The 19,893-nt window shown below is 74.1% G+C and carries 13 protein-coding genes and 1 pseudogene; 9 read left to right on the top strand and 5 right to left on the bottom strand.

Annotation, left to right across the window (positions count from 1 at the left end; genetic code table 11):
* Positions 1-103 precede the first annotated feature (103 nt).
* From ACRAS8_RS05075 to ACRAS8_RS05040, 8 genes are all read left to right on the top strand, one after another.
* A complete protein-coding gene (locus tag ACRAS8_RS05075; protein ID WP_438484570.1) occupies positions 104-2,200 on the top strand; it encodes a restriction endonuclease in 2,097 nt (698 codons plus the stop codon).
* Positions 2,201-2,598: 398 nt separating this feature from the next.
* Positions 2,599-3,867, top strand: coding sequence for a CapA family protein (locus ACRAS8_RS05070; protein WP_438484569.1), 1,269 nt, complete (start codon positions 2,599-2,601; stop codon positions 3,865-3,867).
* A gap of 240 nt (positions 3,868-4,107) precedes the next feature.
* Positions 4,108-4,728, top strand: a complete 621-nt coding sequence (locus tag ACRAS8_RS05065) for a TetR/AcrR family transcriptional regulator (protein ID WP_438484568.1) — start codon at positions 4,108-4,110, stop codon at positions 4,726-4,728.
* A gap of 311 nt (positions 4,729-5,039) precedes the next feature.
* Positions 5,040-6,269: a cytochrome P450 gene (locus ACRAS8_RS05060; protein ID WP_438484567.1), complete on the top strand. Its 1,230-nt coding sequence runs from the start codon at positions 5,040-5,042 to the stop codon at positions 6,267-6,269.
* A 92-nt stretch (positions 6,270-6,361) separates the two neighbouring features.
* Positions 6,362-6,556: a ferredoxin gene (locus tag ACRAS8_RS05055; protein ID WP_438484566.1), complete on the top strand. Its 195-nt coding sequence runs from the start codon at positions 6,362-6,364 to the stop codon at positions 6,554-6,556.
* Positions 6,553-7,878, top strand: a complete 1,326-nt coding sequence (locus ACRAS8_RS05050) for an NAD(P)/FAD-dependent oxidoreductase (protein WP_438484565.1) — start codon at positions 6,553-6,555, stop codon at positions 7,876-7,878. Before ACRAS8_RS05055 ends, ACRAS8_RS05050 begins: the two co-directional genes overlap by 4 nt.
* A 160-nt stretch (positions 7,879-8,038) precedes the next feature.
* Positions 8,039-10,522: an ABC transporter gene (locus ACRAS8_RS05045; protein WP_438484564.1), complete on the top strand. Its 2,484-nt coding sequence runs from the start codon at positions 8,039-8,041 to the stop codon at positions 10,520-10,522.
* Between the two features lie 10 nt (positions 10,523-10,532).
* The gene (locus ACRAS8_RS05040) at positions 10,533-10,817 is read left to right on the top strand and encodes an EF-hand domain-containing protein (RefSeq protein ID WP_438484563.1); all 285 of its coding nucleotides are present in this window, start codon (positions 10,533-10,535) and stop codon (positions 10,815-10,817) included.
* Positions 10,818-10,852: 35 nt separating this feature from the next.
* On the opposite strand, the pseudogene ACRAS8_RS05035 reads toward ACRAS8_RS05040, so the two are convergent.
* From ACRAS8_RS05035 to ACRAS8_RS05015, 5 genes and pseudogenes are all read right to left on the bottom strand, one after another.
* A pseudogene (locus ACRAS8_RS05035) lies at positions 10,853-13,213 on the bottom strand (GH92 family glycosyl hydrolase); the annotation flags it as partial.
* Between the two features lie 187 nt (positions 13,214-13,400).
* Entirely contained in the window at positions 13,401-14,840 is a 1,440-nt protein-coding gene (locus ACRAS8_RS05030) for an amino acid permease (protein ID WP_438484562.1), read from the bottom strand.
* 121 nt (positions 14,841-14,961) lie between these two features.
* Entirely contained in the window at positions 14,962-15,177 is a 216-nt protein-coding gene (locus ACRAS8_RS05025; RefSeq protein WP_438484561.1) for a dodecin, read from the bottom strand.
* 99 nt (positions 15,178-15,276) lie between these two features.
* Complete coding sequence (locus ACRAS8_RS05020) at positions 15,277-15,747, bottom strand: universal stress protein (RefSeq protein WP_438484560.1); 471 nt, start codon at positions 15,745-15,747, stop codon at positions 15,277-15,279.
* Between the two features lie 36 nt (positions 15,748-15,783).
* Entirely contained in the window at positions 15,784-16,515 is a 732-nt protein-coding gene (locus ACRAS8_RS05015; RefSeq protein WP_438484559.1) for a PAS domain-containing protein, read from the bottom strand.
* Positions 16,516-16,661: 146 nt separating this feature from the next.
* Here ACRAS8_RS05015 and ACRAS8_RS05010 point away from each other — a divergent pair, with 146 nt between their 5' ends.
* Positions 16,662-19,856, top strand: a complete 3,195-nt coding sequence (locus ACRAS8_RS05010; RefSeq protein WP_438484558.1) for a cytochrome P450 — start codon at positions 16,662-16,664, stop codon at positions 19,854-19,856.
* Positions 19,857-19,893 lie beyond the last annotated feature (37 nt).

Genomic DNA, 19,893 nt, shown 5'->3' with positions numbered 1-19,893 from the left:
GCTAAAGTCGCCTCACCACAGCAGACCAGGGCAGACCGGCACAGACGCCACCGCTGCCGCGGGTTCCGGGGGCCGCCGCCCCGGGGGGAGGACGAACCATCACATGAGCCGCCGTTCCCAGGGATTACTCGGCGTCTGGGCCGAGGCGCAGCGCCGGCAGCAGCGCCAGGCCGAGGCCGCACACCGCGCACGGCTGCAACAGCAGCGGGAACAGGAGCGGCAGGCCCGGGCCGCCGAGCGCGCCATGGCCCGTATGCACCGCGAGCGGCAGACCGCCTACCGCCGGCAGCGCGAGGCCGACGCCCGCCGCCGCACCGAGGAGATCGAGGCCCGCGTCGCCGCCCTCACCGGCCTGCTCGCCGACGGCTGCCGGGCCCCCGCCTTCACCGCTGCCGCCCTGCTCCGCCCCGAACGCATCGAACCGTTCGCCCCCGGCGCGCTGGCCGCCCCGGTGCCCATGCCCGACCCGGCCCGCTACCAGGTGCCCACCGGCGGCATGCGCTCCGGCGCCCGCCGCGACCGCGACCGCCAGGAGGCCCGCGCCCGCTTCGAACAGGACTGGTACGCCGCCCAGGCCGCCGAGGCCCGGCGCCAGGCCCAACTCGCCGCCTACCAGCGGCAGTACGACCAGTGGGCGGCCGGCGCCCTGGACGAGATCCGCCGGCACAACGCCGGCGTCCAGGAGCTGACCGCGGGCCTGCGCGCCGGCGACGCGGACGCCGTCGTGCAGTACTTCTCCGCCGCCCTGTACTCCGGCACGTCCTGGCCCGAGGGCTTCCCCCGCCAGCTCAGCGCCGGCTACGACACCGCCGCCCGCCGGCTCGTCCTCGACTGGGAACTGCCCGGCTACGACGTCGTCCCCGCCGTCAAGGCCGTCCGTTACCTGCCCACCGCCGACGAGGAGCGGGAGACCGCCCGCCCGGCCGCCCAGCGCCGGGCGCTCTACCGCGAGGTGCTCGCCCAGAGCATGCTGCTGGTCCTGCGCGACCTCTTCGCCGCCGACACCCACGGCGCCCTGGACTCGGTGGAGCTCAACGGCTTCGTCGACGACGTCGACCCGGTCACCGGCCGCCCCGCCACGATCTTCCTCGCCACCGTCCTGGCCCCCCGCAGCGCCGTCGCCTCCTACCGCCTGGACCAGGTCAGCGCCCCCGACTGCCTCACCGACGGACTCCGCGGCCGGCTCTCCGCCCGCCCCGACCAGCGCACCCCGGTCCGCCCCGGACGGCGGCCGGACGACATCGCCGGCGGCGCGGTGGTCTCCCACGGCACCGACGGCGAACCGGACCTCCTCGCCATGGACCCGCTCGCCTTCGAGCAGCTGATCGCCGAGCTGTTCCGCGCCATGGGCATGCGCGCGGTCACCACCCAGCGGTCCGGCGACGGCGGCATCGACGTGGACGCGCTGGACCCGGACCCGATCCGCGGCGGCAAGATCGTGGTGCAGGTCAAGCGCTACCGCAACACCGTCCCGCCGTCCGCGGTCCGCGACCTTTACGGCACCGTCCAGTCCGAAGGCGCCAACAAGGGCGTGCTGGTGACGACCTCCCAGTTCGGGCCCGGCGCCCACGGCTTCGCCCAGGGCAAGCCGCTCACCCTCATCGCCGGCCCGGAACTCGTCGACCTGCTCGGCCGGTACGGGCTGCGCGGCCGCCTCGGTCCCGGCGACGCCACCCCCGGCACGCCCGCCGCCTCCGAGCCGGCTGACCCCGCCCCGGACCACACCGTCCTCGCCATGAACTGGTCCGGCGCGGCCGCCCTCGACGTCTGCGCCCTGGTCTGCCAGGGCACCACCGTGCTCGACGACGACCACTTCGTCTTCTTCAACAACCCGGCCACGCCGGACGGTTCGGTGCGCATGCTGGCCGGGGTGACGGAGGACCGCGCGGCCCTGCGGGTGCGCTTCGAGGAACTGCCGTCGGAGGCCGACCGGCTGGTCCTGGTCGCCGCGGTCGACCCGGAGACCGACCCGGAGGGCGACCTCGGCGGCTTCACCGACGCCCGGATCCGGCTGCTGGACGCCGCCGGCACCGAGCTCGACCGGCTGCCGGTCTCCGACGGGCGGCCCGGCGAGCGCGCCCTGGTCCTCGGCGCGTTCCGCCGCCGCACGGGCGACGACTGGGACTTCGTCCTCGGCGGTAAGGGCTACCCCGGCGGCCTGGCCGCCCTCGTCGCCGACTTCGGGATCGAGGTGACCTGAGCCGAGCCCGGCGCATCGCCGACGAACGCCAGGTGGTCGGGGGACACGGACGCCCGGTAGTCGGGGTGCGCGGTCTCCCACGTCCCGTTGCGCACCGGGCAGCCGTTCGTCCCACACCGACACCGTCACATGAAGCGGTTCCTCGTCCACACCGGGCCCCTGGGTGCGCGCAACTGGCCGTGGTAGTAGGCGCATTGACGCGAAGAATCAGCCAAAGATGCTTTGCGCCTGGCGTGTTGTGCCCGTCCGGCGGGCACGAGGCGCGGGTCCGATGAGGAGGCCGGAGACGTCGGAGTCGCGGGTGCCCGGTCGCCCCTCCGGTCGGCCGTCCGGGGGAGAGCGCCGGACACCACCGCATACGCCCATTTCCGGCCCGAAACGACTGGTATCTGTCGGGCATGAGTGCGTTCACCCGGTATGTGTTAGCCGTTCTGCTCGCCGCGCTGGCCGTCGGCTGCGGCGCCCTGCCGGACGCCCGGCCGCCCGCACCGCGATCCGCCCCCGCGCACACCACACACCGCCCCGCCGCACCGCCCGCCCCGCCCCGCCGCACCGGGACCCGCGCCGCCGCCGGAGCCGCCCCGGGCCGGCCGTTCACCCTGGTCGCCACCGGTGACGTCATCCCCGCCCACCCGGAGGCGCTCGACACGGCACAGCACGACGCGCCGATGGCCGGCGGCTACGACTTCCGGCCGATGCTCCGCGGTGTCACGCCCGTGGTCCGCGCCGCCGACCTGGCGCTGTGCCACCTGGAGGCGCCCCTCGGCCCGCTTGACGGCCCGTTCACCGGCTATCCGGAACTCCAGGCTCCGCCACAGGTCGCCACCGCCCTCAAGGCCACCGGCTTCGACTCCTGTGCCACCGCCACCGACCACGCCCTCGACCAGGGCAAGGGCGGGGTGCGCCGGACCCTCGACGCCCTGGACACCGTGGGCCTGCGGCACGCCGGTACCGCCCGGGACGCCGCCGAGGCCGCCCGCCCCACCCTGCTGCGCACCCCCGGCGGCGCCGTGGTGGCTCACCTCGCCTACGGCACCGAGGGCACCCGCCCCCCGAAGGACGCGCCGTGGGCGATCAGCCCCCTCGCCCCCGGGCGGATTCTCGCGGACGCCCGGGCGGCCCGCCGGGCCGGCGCCGACGTGGTGGTCGTCAGCCCCTACTGGGGCACCGAGTACCGCACCGCCCCGGATGCCCGGCAGCGCCGCCTGGCCCGCATCCTCGCCGCCGCCCGCACCGACGGTCGCCCCGACATCGACCTGATCGTCGGCAGCCACACCCACACCCCCCAGCCGTTCGAGAAGGTGCACGGCACCTGGGTCGTCCGGACACCGCACGGCCGACGGGCAGAGGCCGAGATCAGCGATGGCGGTACCTGGGTCGCCTACGGACTGGGCGACCTCATGGGAGGCACCCATCACGACGCGAGCGGAAGGATGAGCGCGGCCGCCCGGTTCACCTTCGCCCCGCCGGCCACGCCGGGTGGCCGCTGGAAGATCACCAAGGCCGAGTTCGTCCCGCTGTGGTGGGACGCCAGGGCGGGCCGCGTACTCAACCTGGACAAGGCGATCAAGCTGGGACGACCGGACCTCAAGCCCATCCGCCAACGCATCCGGCAAGTGGTCCTGAGCCGCCACGCGAACAAGGCCGGACTGACCATGGGCAGATAGCGGCCCAACGGCCACCCCGGCAAAGGCAATTGTCGCCGGACCACACCTGGACCTGGTCCGTCGCCATGAGGGGGTCCGCGCCGAGATCGGCCGGGCCGGTGGCGGTCCGGGGATGGGGCGGGGGAGTGGAGTGTGGTGCTCCGGTATGGTCCGGGGGCGTGGTGTGAAACCCTGGTGGAGGGGCGATGTCCCCGCCGATGAGCAGATCGGCCAGGCCAGGAGAGGAAGGACCGGAGGGCAGTGGGCGAGAGTGCGGCCGTCCGGCCCCGCAACCCGCGTGGGCAGGGCGAGCGCCTGCGGGAGGAACTCCTGCGGGCGACCGAGCGCCTCCTGGAGGAGGTCGGCAGCGAGGACGCGCTGTCGCTGCGCGCGGTGGCCCGGGAGGCCGGGGTCGCCGCGCCGAGCATCTACCGGCACTTCGCCGACAAGACCGAGCTGGTCTGGGCCACCCTGGAGGTCAGCTACGAGCGGTTGGCGCACGCCATGACCGACGCCGCCGGGCAGGCCGACGAGGGCGATCCGGTGGCCCGACTGCGCGCGCAGCTGCGCGCCTACTGCCGCTACGCCATCGAGCACCCGGCCAACTACCGCCTGCTCTACGAGACCCGGCAGACCCCGGTCGGTCCGGAGCGGCTCGCCGGGCACCCGGCCGGGCTGCTGGTGCGCAGCTGGCACCACGCGCTGACCGCCTGCGAGGAGGCCGGCTGGCGGGTGCGGGGCTCGCGTTCCGAGGCGCCGTATCTGCTGTGGTCGGCGGTGCACGGCCGGGTCATGATCTGGCAGGTCATGCCGAGCCGCAAGGACACCAGCCGGCTGGACGGATTCGTGGAGGAGCTGCTGCAGCTGTTGCTGGAGCGCTGACCCTTGTTGCCGGAGCGCTGACCCCCGGCGCCTTCCCCCTGAGCCTTCCTCCGGCGCCCTCCTCCGGCGCCTTCCTCCCTCGCTCCCTCTCGCCAAGCCCCGAGGCCCCTCCCAGGCCCCGGCCGCATCGTCGGCCGGGGCCTTGTTGTGTATCCGTCGCCGGACGCCGGACGGTCGCGGATGTTCCGTTGCTCACTTTCCGCCGGAGACCCCGGGGCGTTTACCCGATCATTACGCATGTAAGTTTACGCTCGTTAGGCGAAGGATCGACTCATGGCGCACACCCGACCGGTGTGCGCGCGAGGAGCGAGATGACCGAGATGATCGACACGACAGTCCCCGCCGCCCCGGCACCGCTGCCCGTGGAACCGCCCAGCGGCTGCCCCTTCCACCCCCCGGCCGAGTTCGGCACCCTGCGCACCGAGGAGCCGATCTCCAGGATCTCGCTCCCCGACGGCAGTTGGGCCTGGCTGGCCACCCGCTACGCCGACATCCGCGCGATCCTCGGCGACACCCGCTTCAGCTCCGACACCACCCTCCACGGCTACCCGCTCAGCGGCATGACCGGCGGCGCCAACACCAAGAACCGTGGCTTCATCCGCATGGATCCGCCGGAGCACACCCGGCTCCGGCGCATGGTCACCCGCGAGTTCATGGTCAAGCGCGTCGAGGCCCTGCGCCCGGAGATCCAGCGCCTCACCGACGAGCTGTGCGACGCGATGGAGCGCAGCGCCGGCGAGCCGGTCGACCTGATCGAGGCGCTCGCCCTGCCCGTCCCCTCGCTGGTCATCAGCCTGCTGTTGGGCGTCCCCTACGACGACCACGACGTCTTCCAGCGGCTCACCGGCAAGCTGCTCTCGCGCACCATCGCCGACGACGAGCGCGAGGCCGCCCGGGCCGAACTCCGCGACTATCTCGACGCGTTGGTCACCGCCAAGGAGCAGGAGCCGGGCGACGACATCCTGGGCCGGCTGATCGTCGAGCAGCAGCGCACCGGCGAGATCAGCCACGACGACGTCGCCGCCTTCGCCGCCCTGCTGCTCATCGCCGGCCACGAGACCACCGCCAACATGATCGGCCTCAGCGCCCTGACGCTGATGCAGGACCCGGGAGCCGCCGACCGGCTGCGCCAGGATCCGGCGCTGATCCGCGGCGCCGTCGAGGAACTGCTGCGCTTCCACAGCATCATCCGCAACGGCCCCCGCCGGGTGGCCACCACCGACATCGAGGTCGGCGGGCAGCTCATCCGCGCCGGTGAGGGCGTCGTGGCGGCCGTCCCGTCCGCCAACCGCGACGACAGCATCTTCGACGACCCCGACCGCCTCGACCTCGCCCGGCCCAACGCCCAGCACCACGTCGCCTTTGGCTACGGCATCCACCAGTGCCTCGGCCAGGCCCTCGCCCGGGTGGAGCTGCAGGTCGTCATAGCCACCCTGCTCCGCCGCTTCCCGGCCATGCGGCCCGCGGTGCCCGTCGAGGAGATCCCCTTCCGCACCGACATGGCCATCTACGGCTGCCACTCCCTGCCCGTCACCTGGTGACCAGCCGCACCGGCCGCACCGGCCGCACCGGCCATACCGACCGACCCAGCGATCCGATCCACCGATCCGCCCACGTCCACGGAGCCACCACCATGAAGATCACCCTTGACGCCGACAAGTGCTGCGCCGCCGGCCAGTGCGTGCTGATCGCCCCCGAGGTCTTCGACCAGCGGGACCAGGACGGCGTGGTCGTCCTCCTCGATGCCGAGCCGCCCGCAGGTCAGCACGCCGCGGTCCGCGACGCGGCCGCCATCTGCCCGGCTGCCGTGATCGAGGTGCAGGAATGACGAACCGTCCGATCGCCGTCGTCGGCGCCTCGGCCGCCGGTATCACCGCCGCCGAGGCCCTGCGCCGGGCCGGCTGGGACGGCCCGCTGACCCTCATCGGCGACGAACCGCACCTCCCGTACGACCGGCCGCCGCTGTCCAAGCAACTGCTGCACGGCGCCTGGGAGCCGGCCAAGCTGCTGCTGCGCACCGAGGAGCAACTCGCCCCGCTCGGCCTCGACCTGCGGCTCGGCACCCGCGCCACCGCCCTCGACGTCGCCACCCGCACCCTCACCCTCGACGGGGGCGAGCGCCTCGCCTGCGCCGGCGTGATCATCGCCACCGGCGTGGCGGCCCGCACCCTGCCCGCTGCCGAGGGGTTCGCCGGCGTCTTCACCCTCCGCACCCTGGACGACGCGCTGGCGCTGCGCGACCGGCTGTCCGGCGGCGCCCGCCGCCTCGTCGTGGTCGGCAACGGCGTCCTGGGCTGCGAGGCCGCCGCGGTCGCCCACGAGCTGGGGCACGACGTCGCCCTCATCGGCCGGGAGCCCGTGCCGATGGCCGCCGCCGTCGGCGCGGGCATCGGGGAACTCCTCGCCGAGGAGCACCGGGCCCGCGGCGTCCGCCTGGTGACCGGGGAGGTGGCCGCGTTCGAGACCACCGCAGACGCGACGGAGGCGACGGACGCGACGGACGACACGGACGCGACGGACGGGGCGGGCGCGCAGGTCACCGGCGTCCGGCTGGCCGACGGCACCCTGCTCCCCGCCGACCTGGTCCTGCTCGCCATCGGCTCCGAGCCCGCCGTGGGCTGGCTGGCCGACCCGGCCCTGGACACCACCGACGGGCTCGGCTGCGATGCCTACTGCGCCGCCGCCCCCGGAATCTACGCCGCGGGCGACGTGGCCCGCTGGGAGCACCCGGTGCACGGCCACCCGCTCCGCTTCGAGCACCGGATGAACGCCACTGAGCAGGCCATGGCCGCCGCCCGCAACCTCGTCGCCGAGCTCACCGCCGAAGCCTCCACCGAAGCCGCCGTCGAGGGCACGGAGCCGCCGGAGCGCCGGCCCTTCGCCCCCGTGCCGTACTTCTGGTCCGACCAGTACGGCCTCAAACTCCAGGCGTACGGCCTGACCTCCGGCGCCGACGAGGTGGAGACCACCGTCCTGGACCGCGACGCCCGCCGGGCCGTCGCGCTCTACGGCCGCGCCGGCCGGGCCGTCGGCGTACTGGCCTGCGCCCTGCCGCCGCGCCAGATACGGGCGCTGCGTGCGGTGGTCGCCACCCCCGTCCCCTGGGAGGAGGCACGCGACCGGGTCCGGGAGGCCACCGCCGCCGGCTGACGGCCCCGTGCCCCGTGCTCGGGCGCCCCTGGCATGGCACGGCACGGCGTCGGGTCACAGCGCCGACATCCGATGACGGGAGGACCGTTCACGTAGGACTGTTCACGCAGGACCGTCCACGGAGGACTGTTCATGGAGCACGGTGTCCGATCATGGAGGCATGACCGACTCGTACGTCCGGGTGCGCGGCGCCCGTGAGCACAATCTCCGCGGTATCGATGTGGACATCCCGAGGGACGCGCTGGTCGCGTTCACCGGGGTGTCCGGATCGGGGAAGTCCTCGCTCGCCTTCGGCACCCTCTACGCCGAGGCGCAGCGCCGCTACTTCGAGTCGGTCGCCCCCTACGCCCGGCGGCTGATCCACCAGGTCGGCGCGCCCAGGGTCGAGGAGATCAGCGGTCTGCCGCCGGCCGTCGCGCTGGAGCAGCGCCGCTCCGCGCCCACCTCCCGCTCCTCGGTCGGCACCGTCACCACCCTCTCCAACACCCTGCGGATGCTCTTCTCCCGCGCCGGCAGCTACCCTCCCGGCAGCACCGAACGGCTCGACTCCGACGCCTTCTCGCCCAACACCGCCGCCGGTGCCTGCCCCGAGTGCCACGGACTGGGCACCGTCCACCGCGTCACCGAGGACTCCCTCGTCCCCGACCCCGCCCGCTCCATCCGCGACGGCGCCGTCGCCGCCTGGCCCGGCGCCTGGCAGGGCAAGAACCTCCGCGACATCCTCGCCACCCTCGGCCACGACATCGACCGCCCCTGGCGCGACCTGCCGCCCGCCGACCGCGAGTGGATCCTGTTCACCGACGAGCAGCCGATCGTCACCGTCCACCCGGTCCGCGAGGCCGGCCGCATCCAACGCCCCTACAAGGGCCAGTACATGAGCGCCCGGCGCTATGTCCTGCACACCTTCGCCGACTCCAAGAGCGAGACGCTGCGCAAGCGCGTCCGGCAGTTCATGACCGCCGAGCCCTGCCCCGCGTGCGACGGCCGCCGGCTGCGCCCCGAGGCGCTGGCGGTCACCTTCGAGGGCCACGACATCGCCACCCTCGCGGGCCTCCCGCTGGCCACCCTCGCCGAGCTCCTCCGCCCCACCGCCGCCCGCCCCGGCGACGAACCCGCCCCCGCGCTCGCTCGCGACCTGGTCGCCCGTATCGAGGTCCTCACCGAACTCGGCCTGGGCTACCTCGCCATGGACCGCCCCGCCCCCACCCTCTCCGCCGGCGAACTCCAGCGCCTCCGCCTCGCCACCCAGCTGCGCTCCGGCCTCTTCGGCGTGGTCTACGTCCTCGACGAGCCCTCCGCCGGCCTGCACCCCGCCGACACCGAAGCCCTGCTCACCGTGTTGCGCCGCCTCAAGGAGGCCGGCAACACCCTCTTCGTCGTCGAACACGACATGGACGTGGTGCGCCACGCCGACTGGATCGTGGACATCGGCCCGCGCGCCGGCGAGCACGGCGGCCGGGTCCTGCACAGCGGCCCGGTCAGCGCCCTCGCCGACGCCGAGCACTCCGCCACCCGCCGCTTCCTCTTCGCCACCGAACCGCCACCCGCCCGCACCCCGCGCACCCCCACCGGCACCCTGGCCCTGCACGGCGTCACCCTGCACAACCTCCGCGACCTGGACGCGGCCTTCCCGCTCGGCGTCTTCACCGCCGTCACCGGCGTCTCCGGGTCCGGCAAATCGACCCTGGTCACCCGGGTCCTCGCCGAGACCGTCCAGGAGCACCTGGGCACCGCCGGCCCCGGCCCGGACACCGACACCGGCCCGGGCGCCTCCGCCGCCGACGACGACCAGGCCACCGGGCCGGCGCCCCGCGCCCGGCTCACCGCCGCCACCGGCCTGGACGCCGTCGACCGGCTGGTCCGCGTCGACCAGAAGCCCATCGGCCGCACCCCGCGCTCCAACCTCGCCACCTACACCGGCCTGTTCGACGCCGTCCGCAAGGTCTTCGCTGCCACCGACGAGGCCCGCGCCCGTGGCTACACCGCCGGACGGTTCTCCTTCAACGTCCCCGCCGGCCGCTGCGAGACCTGCCAGGGCGAGGGCTTTACCGCCGTCGAACTCCTCTTCCTGCCCGGCACCTACGCCCCCTGCGCCGACTGCCACGGCGCCCGCTACAACCCCGAGACCCTCCAGATCACCCACCGCGGCCGCACCATCGCCGACGTCCTGGGCCTGACCGTCGACGACGCCGCGGAGTTCCTCGCCGACCTCCCCGCCGCCGCCCGCAGCCTGCGCACCCTCCAGGACGTCGGACTCGGCTATCTGCGGCTCGGCCAGCCCGCCACCGAACTCTCCGGCGGCGAGGCCCAGCGCATCAAACTCGCCACCGAACTCCAGCGCGCCCGCCGCGGCCACACCCTCTACCTCCTCGACGAGCCCACCACCGGGCTGCACCCAGCCGACACCGAGGTGCTGCTGCGGCAGCTGCACGGCCTGGTCGACGCGGGCCACACCGTCGTGGTCGTCGAACACGACATGGGCGTGGTGGCCGGCGGCGACCACGTCATCGACCTCGGCCCCGGCGGCGGCGCGGAGGGCGGCCGGATCGTCGCCGCCGGCACCCCCGCCGAGGTCGCCGCCGCCCCCGGCAGCCGCACCGCCGGCTATCTCGCCCGCCGGAGGGCACACCGGGAAGGTTCTTGACGGTCCGCTAATGTACGCGGGTCAGTTCACCCCCGTGGTTCCCGCACGCAGCGGTCCGCGGCACGACGAAGGGGTATCACCCGTGGCAGACATAGAGCAGGCCAGGGCCACGTTCGCGAAGTTCGACGCGGACGGCGACGGCCGGGTCACGCCGGACGAGTTCAAGCGCGCGATGGCCGAGATGGGCGACCACCTGGTCACCGGCCCGATGGCCGAAGCGGTCATCAAGGCCAAGGACTCCGACGGCGACGGCCTGATGTCCTTCGACGAGTTCTGGACGTCCGTCCAGGGCTGAGGCCCGGGGTCCGAGGCGAGCGCCCCCGGCGTCCCCACCGGCGGCGGGGCCGCCCGCTCGCCGGTGCCCCAGCGGGACGGCTCCGGCCCGACGGAGAAGGCCAGTTCACGGCCGGCGCGCAGCTCGGCGGTGGTCAGATAGGTCCGGTCCCGGGGCACGCCGTCCAGCCGTACGGACCGGATGTAGCGGCGGGCGGACGAGGTGCCCGGAGCCTCGATGGTGAACCGTCCCCCGGGGAAGTACCGCCGGTCCAGGGCCAGTTCCACCCGGTCGAAGACCGGAGTGCTCAGGCCCCAGGTGTCGGTGCCCGGCTGGACGGGGAACACGCCGATCGACGAGAGCACCATCCACGCCGACATGGTGCCCAGATCGTCGTTGCCGGTCATCCCGCCCGGGCCGTCGGTGAAGAGGGTCAGCGCGGCGTGCACCACGTCCGTGGTCTTCCAGGGCTCACCGGTGGAGAGATAGGTGTACGGGGCGATCAGGTCGGGCTCGTTCTGCGGGTTGTACTTGTCGGCGTTGTCGTAGTCGTAGGGCCCGTTCACCCACACCTCGCGGGCGGTCCTCGCCGGGTCCGCGAGCAACTTCCGGTAGGCGAAGAAGGAGTCCAGCCGGTCCGTGGTCCGTTGCCGGCCGCCGATCAGCGCCATCATCCCCGGCAGGTCCTGCGGCACCAGCCACTGGTACTGCCAGGCCGTGCCCTCGTGGAAGCCCTCGCTCCGGGCCGGTTCGGCGGGGCCGGTGAAGGCCCCCGAGGCGTCCCGGGCCCGGAAGAAGCCGGTGGAACGGTCGAAGATCTTGCGGTAGTTGAGCGCCCGGGCCGCGTACCGCTCGGCGTCCGCGCGATGCCCCAGGTCGTGTGCCAGCTGTGCCAGCATGGCGTCCGACAGGGCGTACTCCAGCGTCGCCGACGCTCCGTGGTCGAAGTCGGAGTCCCCGGGCTTGGTGTGCGGGCGGCCCTTGAGGTACGGCACATAACCGTGCGCGATATACGCGGGGTTGGCCTCCCGGCCGACGGCGGGGGAGGCGGCCGGCGGCACCCCGTCGGCGTTCTTCCGCAGCGCCGCGTACGCCTCCTCCTCGTGGCCCGTCAGCAGCCTCTGCCGGTAGGCGTTGGTGAGGAACGGGGTCACCGGATCGCCGGTCATGATGTTGGTCTCGACGGTGCCGGCGCCCCACTTGGGCAGCCAGCCGCCCTCCTTGCCGATGCGCAGCACCGACAGCGCCATGTCGCGCGCCTCCCGCGGCGCGAGCAGCGACAGCAGCTGGGTCTGGGTGCGGTAGGTGTCCCACAGCGACCAGTTCTGATAGTAGGTGAACCCCCTTGCCCGGTGCGGGCGCTGGTCCCAGCCGGTGTAGCGGCCGTCCACGTCGGTGCCGGTGTTCGGGGCGAGGAACGACCGGTAGAGCGAGGAGTAGAAGGTCCGGCGCAGCGTCCGGTCCCCGCCCCGGACGCGCACCACGCGCAGCCGCCGCTCCCAGGCCGCGTCCGCCGCCGCCCTGGCCCGGTCGAAGGAACTCCCGCCCTCCGCCGCGAGGTTGCGGGCCGCGCCGGCCGCGTCCACGTAGCTCAGCGCGGTGGTGGCCGTCACGACGCGGTCCCGGCGGGTGTCGAAGCGGACGTAGGCGCCGTGCCGGCCGGGCGCGGTGGAGTCCCGCGATCCGGGCGTCACGGTGTCGCCGCGCCAGGTCCCGTACGCGGTGAACGGCCGGTCGAAGCGGGTCAGGGTGTACAGCGTGTACGGACGGGTGTCCCGGCAGAAGCCGCGGCCGGTGATCGTGGTGCGCACGGTGCGGGAGTCCAGCACCTCGACGCGGGTGGCGACCGTCTTGTGCAGCGACTGGCCGGCGTCGAGCAGCACATTGGCCTTGTCGGTGGCCGGGAAGGTGTAGCGCTGCCGGCCGGTGCGGGCGGTCGCGGTCAGCTCGGCGGTGATCCCGCCGTACGAGGTCAGTCGGACGCGGTAGGCGCCGGGCCGGGCCGACTCGCCGTCATGCGTGTACGCGGCGGCGTACTTCGCGTAGTCGGTCTCGGTGATGTCGCCCGTGGTCGGCAGCACCGGCAGGTCGCCGCCCAGCCCGCAGCCGACGCCGGAGACGTGCACCGCGCTGAAGCCGCGGATGCGGTGGTCGTCATAGTCGTAGCCGGTGGTGTGTCCGGTGTCGGGGGAGAGCTGCACCATGCCGAACGGCACTGCGGCCCCGGGGTAGGTGTTGCCCTCGTTCCGGCTGCCGATGAAGGGGTTGACGAGGTCGGTGAGGTGGCCGCCGGGCGGCCCGGCCCCCGCGTCGGATGTGGCGGCGCCCGCGGCCGGGGCGGTGAGCACGCTCCCGAGGAGCACGGCCGCCACCGCCGCGCCCGCGGTACGCGGCCGGCTGCGTCGGGTCCAGGGCATGGGCAGACCTCCGGAAGGGCCGACAACGTTGTCAGAGCGGCCTCATTCTTCGGCCCGCGCACCGGCGCGTCAAGGGGCACTGATGCGCCAACGCGCCACTCCTGCACTCCCGTTGCGCCCCCGCAGGACCCACCGGCGACCGACCCGTCCAGCCCGGTCCGGCCCCCTCCGCCCGGCCCCTGCCCCGTCACCCCCGCTCCGCCGCCGTCCCCTCCGCCGTCGCCAGCGCCGACTTCCGGTAGGAGTACGAGAAGTAGACGACCAGGCCGACCAGGAACCACACCGCGAAGCGCACCCAGGTCTGCCACTCCAGGAAGGTGATCAGCCACAGCGAGAAGCACACCCCGATCGCCGGGACCACCGGCATGCCCGGCGTGCGGAAGGTGCGGGGCAGTTCGGGGCGCTTGTAGCGGAGCACGATCACCGAGACGCACACCACCACGAAGGCCAACAGGATCCCGATGTTGGTCAGTTCGGCGGCCTCGCCGATCGGCAGGAAGCCCGCGATCAGGGCGGACGCCACCCCGACGATCCAGGTGACCCGCACCGGCACGTGGTGGGTGGCGCTGGTCTTCGCGAACCACCTGGGCAGCAGCCCGTCACGGCTCATCGAGAACCACACCCGGGTCACCCCCAGCATGAAGGTGAACATCACCGTCAGGATGCCGATGATCGCGCCGACCGCGATCACGTCCGCCAGCGCGTCCAGCCCGACCGACTTGAACGCGCTGGAGAAACCGCTCTCCGGGTCGATGTGCCGGTAGTTCTGCATGCCCGTCAGCACCAGGCAGGCCAGCACGTACAGCACCATGGAGACGGCCAGCGAGTACAGGATGGCCCGGGGCATGTGGCGCTGGGCGTCCCGGGACTCCTCGGCGGCGGTGCTCATCGCGTCGTAGCCGAAGACCGCGAAGAAGACGGTGGCCGCGCCGGTGAACGCGCCGCTCACCCCGAACGGGAAGAAGGGCCGGTAGTTGGCGGTGTCGACGTGCAGGAAGCCGACCCCGACGACGACCAGGACCACCAGCACCTTCAGCCCGACCACGAACGTCTCGAACCGCGCGGCGTTCTTGATGCCCAACGTCAGCAGATACGCGATCAGCAGGCACAGCACCGCCGCGAAGAGGTCCACCCGGTGCCCGGGGCCGGTGCCCGGCGCGCCCAGCATCCACCGCGGCAGCTCGGCGCCCGACTCGCCGAGCAGGAAGGCGAAGTAGCCGGAGATGCCGATCGCGACCACCGCCACGATCGCGGTGTACTCCAGCAGCAGGTCCCAGCCGATGAACCAGCCGGCGAGTTCGCCCAGCACCGCGTAGCCGTAGGTGTAGGCCGAGCCGGCCTTCGGGATCAGCCCGGCGAACTCGGCGTACGAGAAGGCCGCCGCGGCGCTGGCCACGCCCGCGACGAGGAAGGAGATCAGCACCGCGGGGCCGGCCTTCTCATGGGCGACGGTGCCGGCCAGCGTGAAGATGCCGGCGCCGATGATCCCGCCCACCCCGATCGCGGTCAGCTGCCACAGCCCCAGCTCGCGGGTGAGCTGCTGGGCCGCGGTGCCCTCCGGCTCCTCGATGTGCTCGATGGGTTTACGGCGCCAGACGCCTTCTCCCGCGCGCAGCAGGCGTGCCATGGGTGATCCCTCCGTACGCTCGGTACGTGCCCGTCGTGGTCCGACGGCGGATCATCATGGACCGCCCGCGGCGCCGTACGAAGGCGACGCGGCGGCGGGGGCCCATTCGGCCCCGGAGGCTTCAGCCCGCGTCCTCCAGCCGGAAACCGACCTTCAGGCCGACCTGGTAATGGTCGATCCGGCCCTCGACGAGATGGCCGCGGACCTGCGTGATCTCGAACCAGTCGAGATTGCGCAGGGTTTCGGAGGCGCGCTTGATGCCGTTCTGGATCGCGGCGTCCACGCTCTGCTGGGACGTCCCCACGATCTCGCTCACGCGATAGGTGCGGTCGGTCACGGTGGTCTCCCTCGCCGGGGCGGCGCTCCGCCCGTCCACCCTCCACCGTGCCTCAGCCCGGCCCGGCCCACCAGCGGAGCCGGACGCGGGCCGAGCGCCCTACGGGACCACCGTGACCGGCCACCGGCCGGCCTTCACCAGGCGGACCGCGACCGAGCCCATGATCCGGTGCCCGGCCGACTCCGAGGCGCCGACCACCACCGCGTCCGCCTTGAGCTCGTCGGCCATCTGCACCATGCCGTTGTACGGGTCCCCGCGCAGGGTGTGGAACTCCCACCGCAGGTGGTACATCCCGTCCACCCGCTCGGTGGCCTCGCGGATCTCGGCCATCAGCTCCTCGGCGACCTCGCCGGTGGCGTCCATGACCGGTGCGCCCAGCGCGGCCCCGGTGGCCAGCACCGGCTGGACGTAGACCAGCACCAGCTTCGAGCCCTGCCGCCGCGCCAGTCCGGCCGCGTACGCCGCGGCGCGCCAGGACGAGTCGGAGCCGTCGACGCCGACGACGATGACCTTCGGGCCGTCCGTTCCGCGCTCGAACGGCGCGGCTGCGTTGTCCTCGTTGTCCTCCACAGCAGCGAGGTTATCCGCACACCCGTGCCACCGGACTCACGGGCCGGGGGCGTGCCCGTCGCCGTCCCCGGGCTCCGCGGGCGCCGGCGGCCAGCGGTCCGGGTCGAGCACCCCCAGCACATAGGCCCTGGCCACCAGCGCGGTGCGGCCCTGGACGCGCCAGCGCCGGGCCAGCCGGGTGAGGTGGTAGTTCACGCCGTCGACGGTCAGGCCCAGCGTGCCGCCGATCGATGCGGTGGTCGCCCCGCCGGCCGCCAGCGCCAGGATGCGGGCCTCCACGGGGCTGGTGGCGGCGCGCGGCGCGGGCGGCGCCGCGGCGGGCTCGTGCACCCGCAGCAGGGCCAGCAGCGCCGGCGGCTCCGCGGACGGGTCGCCGACCGGATCGATCGTCAGCTCGCCCTGCCGCTCCGGTGCGCCGGGCCCGGTCCGCCAGCGCACCTCGACCGGATAGCGGGACCGGCGGCCCAGCCGCAGCGCCTCCATGACCCGGGCGACCTGTGCCCGGTCGCGGGGCCGGAAGCGGTCCAGCAGATTGCGGCCGCGCAGCTGCCCGGGGACCGCGCCCCACTGCGCCGCCATCGCCGGGTTGGCGATCAGCACCTCGCCGTCGGCCCGGCACACCGCGATCGGGGTGGGGATCCGGTACAGCAGCATCACGAAGTAGTCGCGGTAGGGGCCGGCCGCGGGCGGGCCGGGCAACGGTGCCGGACGCTCCCGGTCCGCGCCCCCGCCGTCCTCCGGTGCCCCGCCGCACGCCGCGCCGCCCATCGCCCGCTTTCCGCCCTTTCTCCCGTGCCGCCGGCCGCCCCTGCCTCATCCGCTTCCCGCGCGCAAGTATCCGTGGCGACAATCCACTGCACAATCATGCAGTTTCTCCGGCCGGGAGTGGCCGCCGGGCCGGTCACGCTGGAGTCATGACCGACACCATCGCGCCCCAGACGGGCGACCGTGCCGCCGGCGCCGGCGCTCCGGTCGCCGACCTCACGGCGACCGGGATCAGCAACACCCCCATCCAGCAGGCCATGGACCTCGCCCGGATCCACGGCCCGGCCTTCAAGCGCAAGTTCGGTGCGCGCGAGACGCTGTTCCTCTCCTCCCTCGACCTGGTCACCGAGGTCGCCGACGAGACCCGCTTCGCCAAGGGCGTCTCGGTGGTCCTGGAGGACGTACGGGAGTTCGCCGGTGACGGTCTGTTCACCGCCTACAACGACGAGCCCAACTGGGCCAGGGCGCACGAACTGCTGATGCCGGCCTTCGCGCTGGGCTCGATGCGGACCTACCACCCGGCGATGCTGAAGGTCGCCCGCCGGGTGATGGCCTCCTGGGACCGGCGGATGGCCGAGGGCCGCCCCGTCGAGGTCGCCGACGACATGACCCGGATGACGCTGGACACCATCGGACTGGCCGGCTTCGGCTTCGACTTCGAGTCGTTCTCCCGGGACACCCCGCACCCCTTCGTCGAGGCGATGGTGCGCTGCCTGGAATGGAGCATGACCAGGTTCGCCCGGCAGCCGGGCACCGACCACTCGGCCGCCGACGCGGCGTTCCGCGCGGACGCCGACTACCTCGCGTCGGTCGTCGACGAGGTGATCGCGGCCCGCACGGCCGGCGGCGACCGGCGCGCCGACGACCTGCTGGGCCTGATGCTCACCGCCACGGAGGGCGACGCCGCCCACCAGGGGCCGGTCCTGGACCTCGCCAACATCCGCAACCAGGTCATCACCTTCCTGATCGCCGGCCACGAGACCACCTCCGGCGCGCTCTCCTTCGCCCTCCACCACCTCCTGAAGGACCCGGTCGCGCTGCGGCTGGCGCAGCGCGAGGCGGACGAGCTGTGGGGCGACGACCCCGACCCGGACCCCTCCTTCGAGGACATCGGCCGGCTGCCGTTCACCCGCCAGGTCCTCAACGAGACGCTGCGGCTGTGGCCGACCGCCGCCGCCTTCACCCGCCAGGCCCGCACCGACACGGTGATCGGCGGCCGCTACCCGGTCGCCGCCGGCGAACAGGTCACCGTCCTCACGCCGATGCTCCACCGCGACCCGGTCTGGGGCGACAACCCCGAGGCGTTCGACCCGTTCCGCTTCACCCCGCAGGCCGAGGCGGCTCGCTCCCCGCACGCCTACAAGCCCTTCGGGACCGGCGAACGCGCCTGCATCGGGCGGCAGTTCGCGCTGCACGAGGCCACCATGCTGCTGGCGCTGCTGGTGCACCGCTACCGGCTGATCGACCACACCGGCTACCGGCTCCGCGTCAAGGAGACCCTCACCCTCAAGCCCGAGGGCTTCACCCTCGCCCTCGCCCCGCGCACCCCCGCCGACCGGGCCGCGGTGCGCGCCGCGGCGGCCGTGCTGCCCGGCGGCCCCGCGGCGGACGACGCCACCGGCGCCGCGCCCGCCGACGGCCTGCCCACCCGCGTCCCGCAGGACACCGGGCTGCTCCTGCTGCACGGCACCAACTACGGCACCTGCCGGGAGTTCGCCGAGCGGCTCGCCGACGAGGCCACCGCGCTGGGCTTCGCCACCGAGGTCGCGCCGCTGAACGCGCACGCCGGCGGCCTGCCCGCCGACCGCCCCGTCGTCATCGTCGCCGCCTCCTACAACGGCCGGCCGACCGACGACGCCACCGCGTTCACCGCCTGGCTCGGCACCGCGCCCGAGGGCGCCGCGGCCGGGGTCCGCTACGCCGTGCTGGGCGTCGGCGACCGCAACTGGGCCGCCACCTACCAGCAGGTCCCCACTCTCCTCGACGACCGGCTGGCCGCGCTCGGCGGCGAGCGGCTGCTGCCCCGTGCCGAGGCCGACGCCTCCGGCGATCTCACCGCGACCGTCAAGGAGTTCGGCGCCGCCCTGCGCACCGAGCTGCTGATCCGCTACGGCGACCCGGCCACCGTCGGCGACCCGGGCTCCGGCTCCGCCGGGGCCGACGACACCGGCTACACCGTCACCGCCCTCACCGGTGGCCCGCTCGACGCGCTCGCCGCCCGGCACGACCTCGTCCCGATGACCGTCACCGAGGCCCACGACCTGACCGCCGAGGGCTGGCCGCGCCCCAAACGCTTCCTGCGCCTGGCGCTGCCGGACGGGGTCTCCTACCGCACCGGCGACCACCTCGCCGTGCTGCCGGCCAACACCCCGGAGGCGGTCGCCCGCGCCGCCCGGGCGCTCGGCGCCGACCTGGACACCGTACTGGCGCTCCGCCCGCCCACGGGCCGCCCGGCCCGCGACACACTCCCCGTGGACCGGCCCCTGACGATACGTCAACTCCTCACTCATCACCTGGAGTTGGGTGCCCGGCCGACGCGTGCGCAGCTCGACCTGCTGGCCGCCCACAACCCCTGCCCGCCCGAGCGGCACGCCCTGGAGAACCTCCCCGAGGGCGACCCGCGCACCCTCGTCGAGCTGATCGAGACGCACCCCGCGCTGCGCGGCGCACTGCCCTGGCCGGTGGTCCTGGAGCTGCTGCCGCCGCTGCGCACCCGCCACTACTCGCTGTCCTCGTCGCCCGCCGCCGATCCCCGGCACGCCGACCTGATGGTCTCCCTGCTGCCCGGCGGCACCGGCTCGACCCATCTGCACACCCTGCGCCCCGGTGACACCCTGCTGGCCCGGGTCCAGCCGTGCCGGGAGGCATTCCGCCTCGACCCGGCCGACGACACCCCGGTCATCATGGTCGCCGCCGGCACCGGTCTCGCGCCGTTCCGCGGTGCCGTCGCCGACCGCGTCGCGGCCGGCCGCACCACCCCGGCCCGGCTCTACTTCGGCTGCGACGACCCCGACGGCGACTTCCTGCACGCGGCGGAGTTCGCGGCCGCCGAGCGGGCCGGCGCGCTCGCCGTCCACCCCGTCTTCAGCGCCCGCCCCGAGCGCGGCCACCGCTTCGTCCAGCACCGGATCGAGGCGGAGGCAGCCGAGGTGTGGGAGCTGCTGCGGGCCGGTGCCCGGGTCTACGTCTGCGGTGACGGCAGCCGGATGGCGCCCGGCGTGCGGGACGCCTTCCGCGCGGTGCACCGGGCCGCCACCGGCGCCGGTGAACAGGAGTCGGAGGCGTGGCTGCGCGAACTGACCGCCGCCGGACGCTACATCGAGGACGTGTACGCGGCGGGCTGACACCCCACAAAACCGCGGCGGCGGGTGCGCGAGGTCC

Source organism: Streptomyces sp. S186 (assembly GCF_051603415.1).
GTDB lineage: Bacteria > Actinomycetota > Actinomycetes > Streptomycetales > Streptomycetaceae > Streptomyces.
This window is presented reverse-complemented; position numbering and strand designations above follow the sequence as displayed.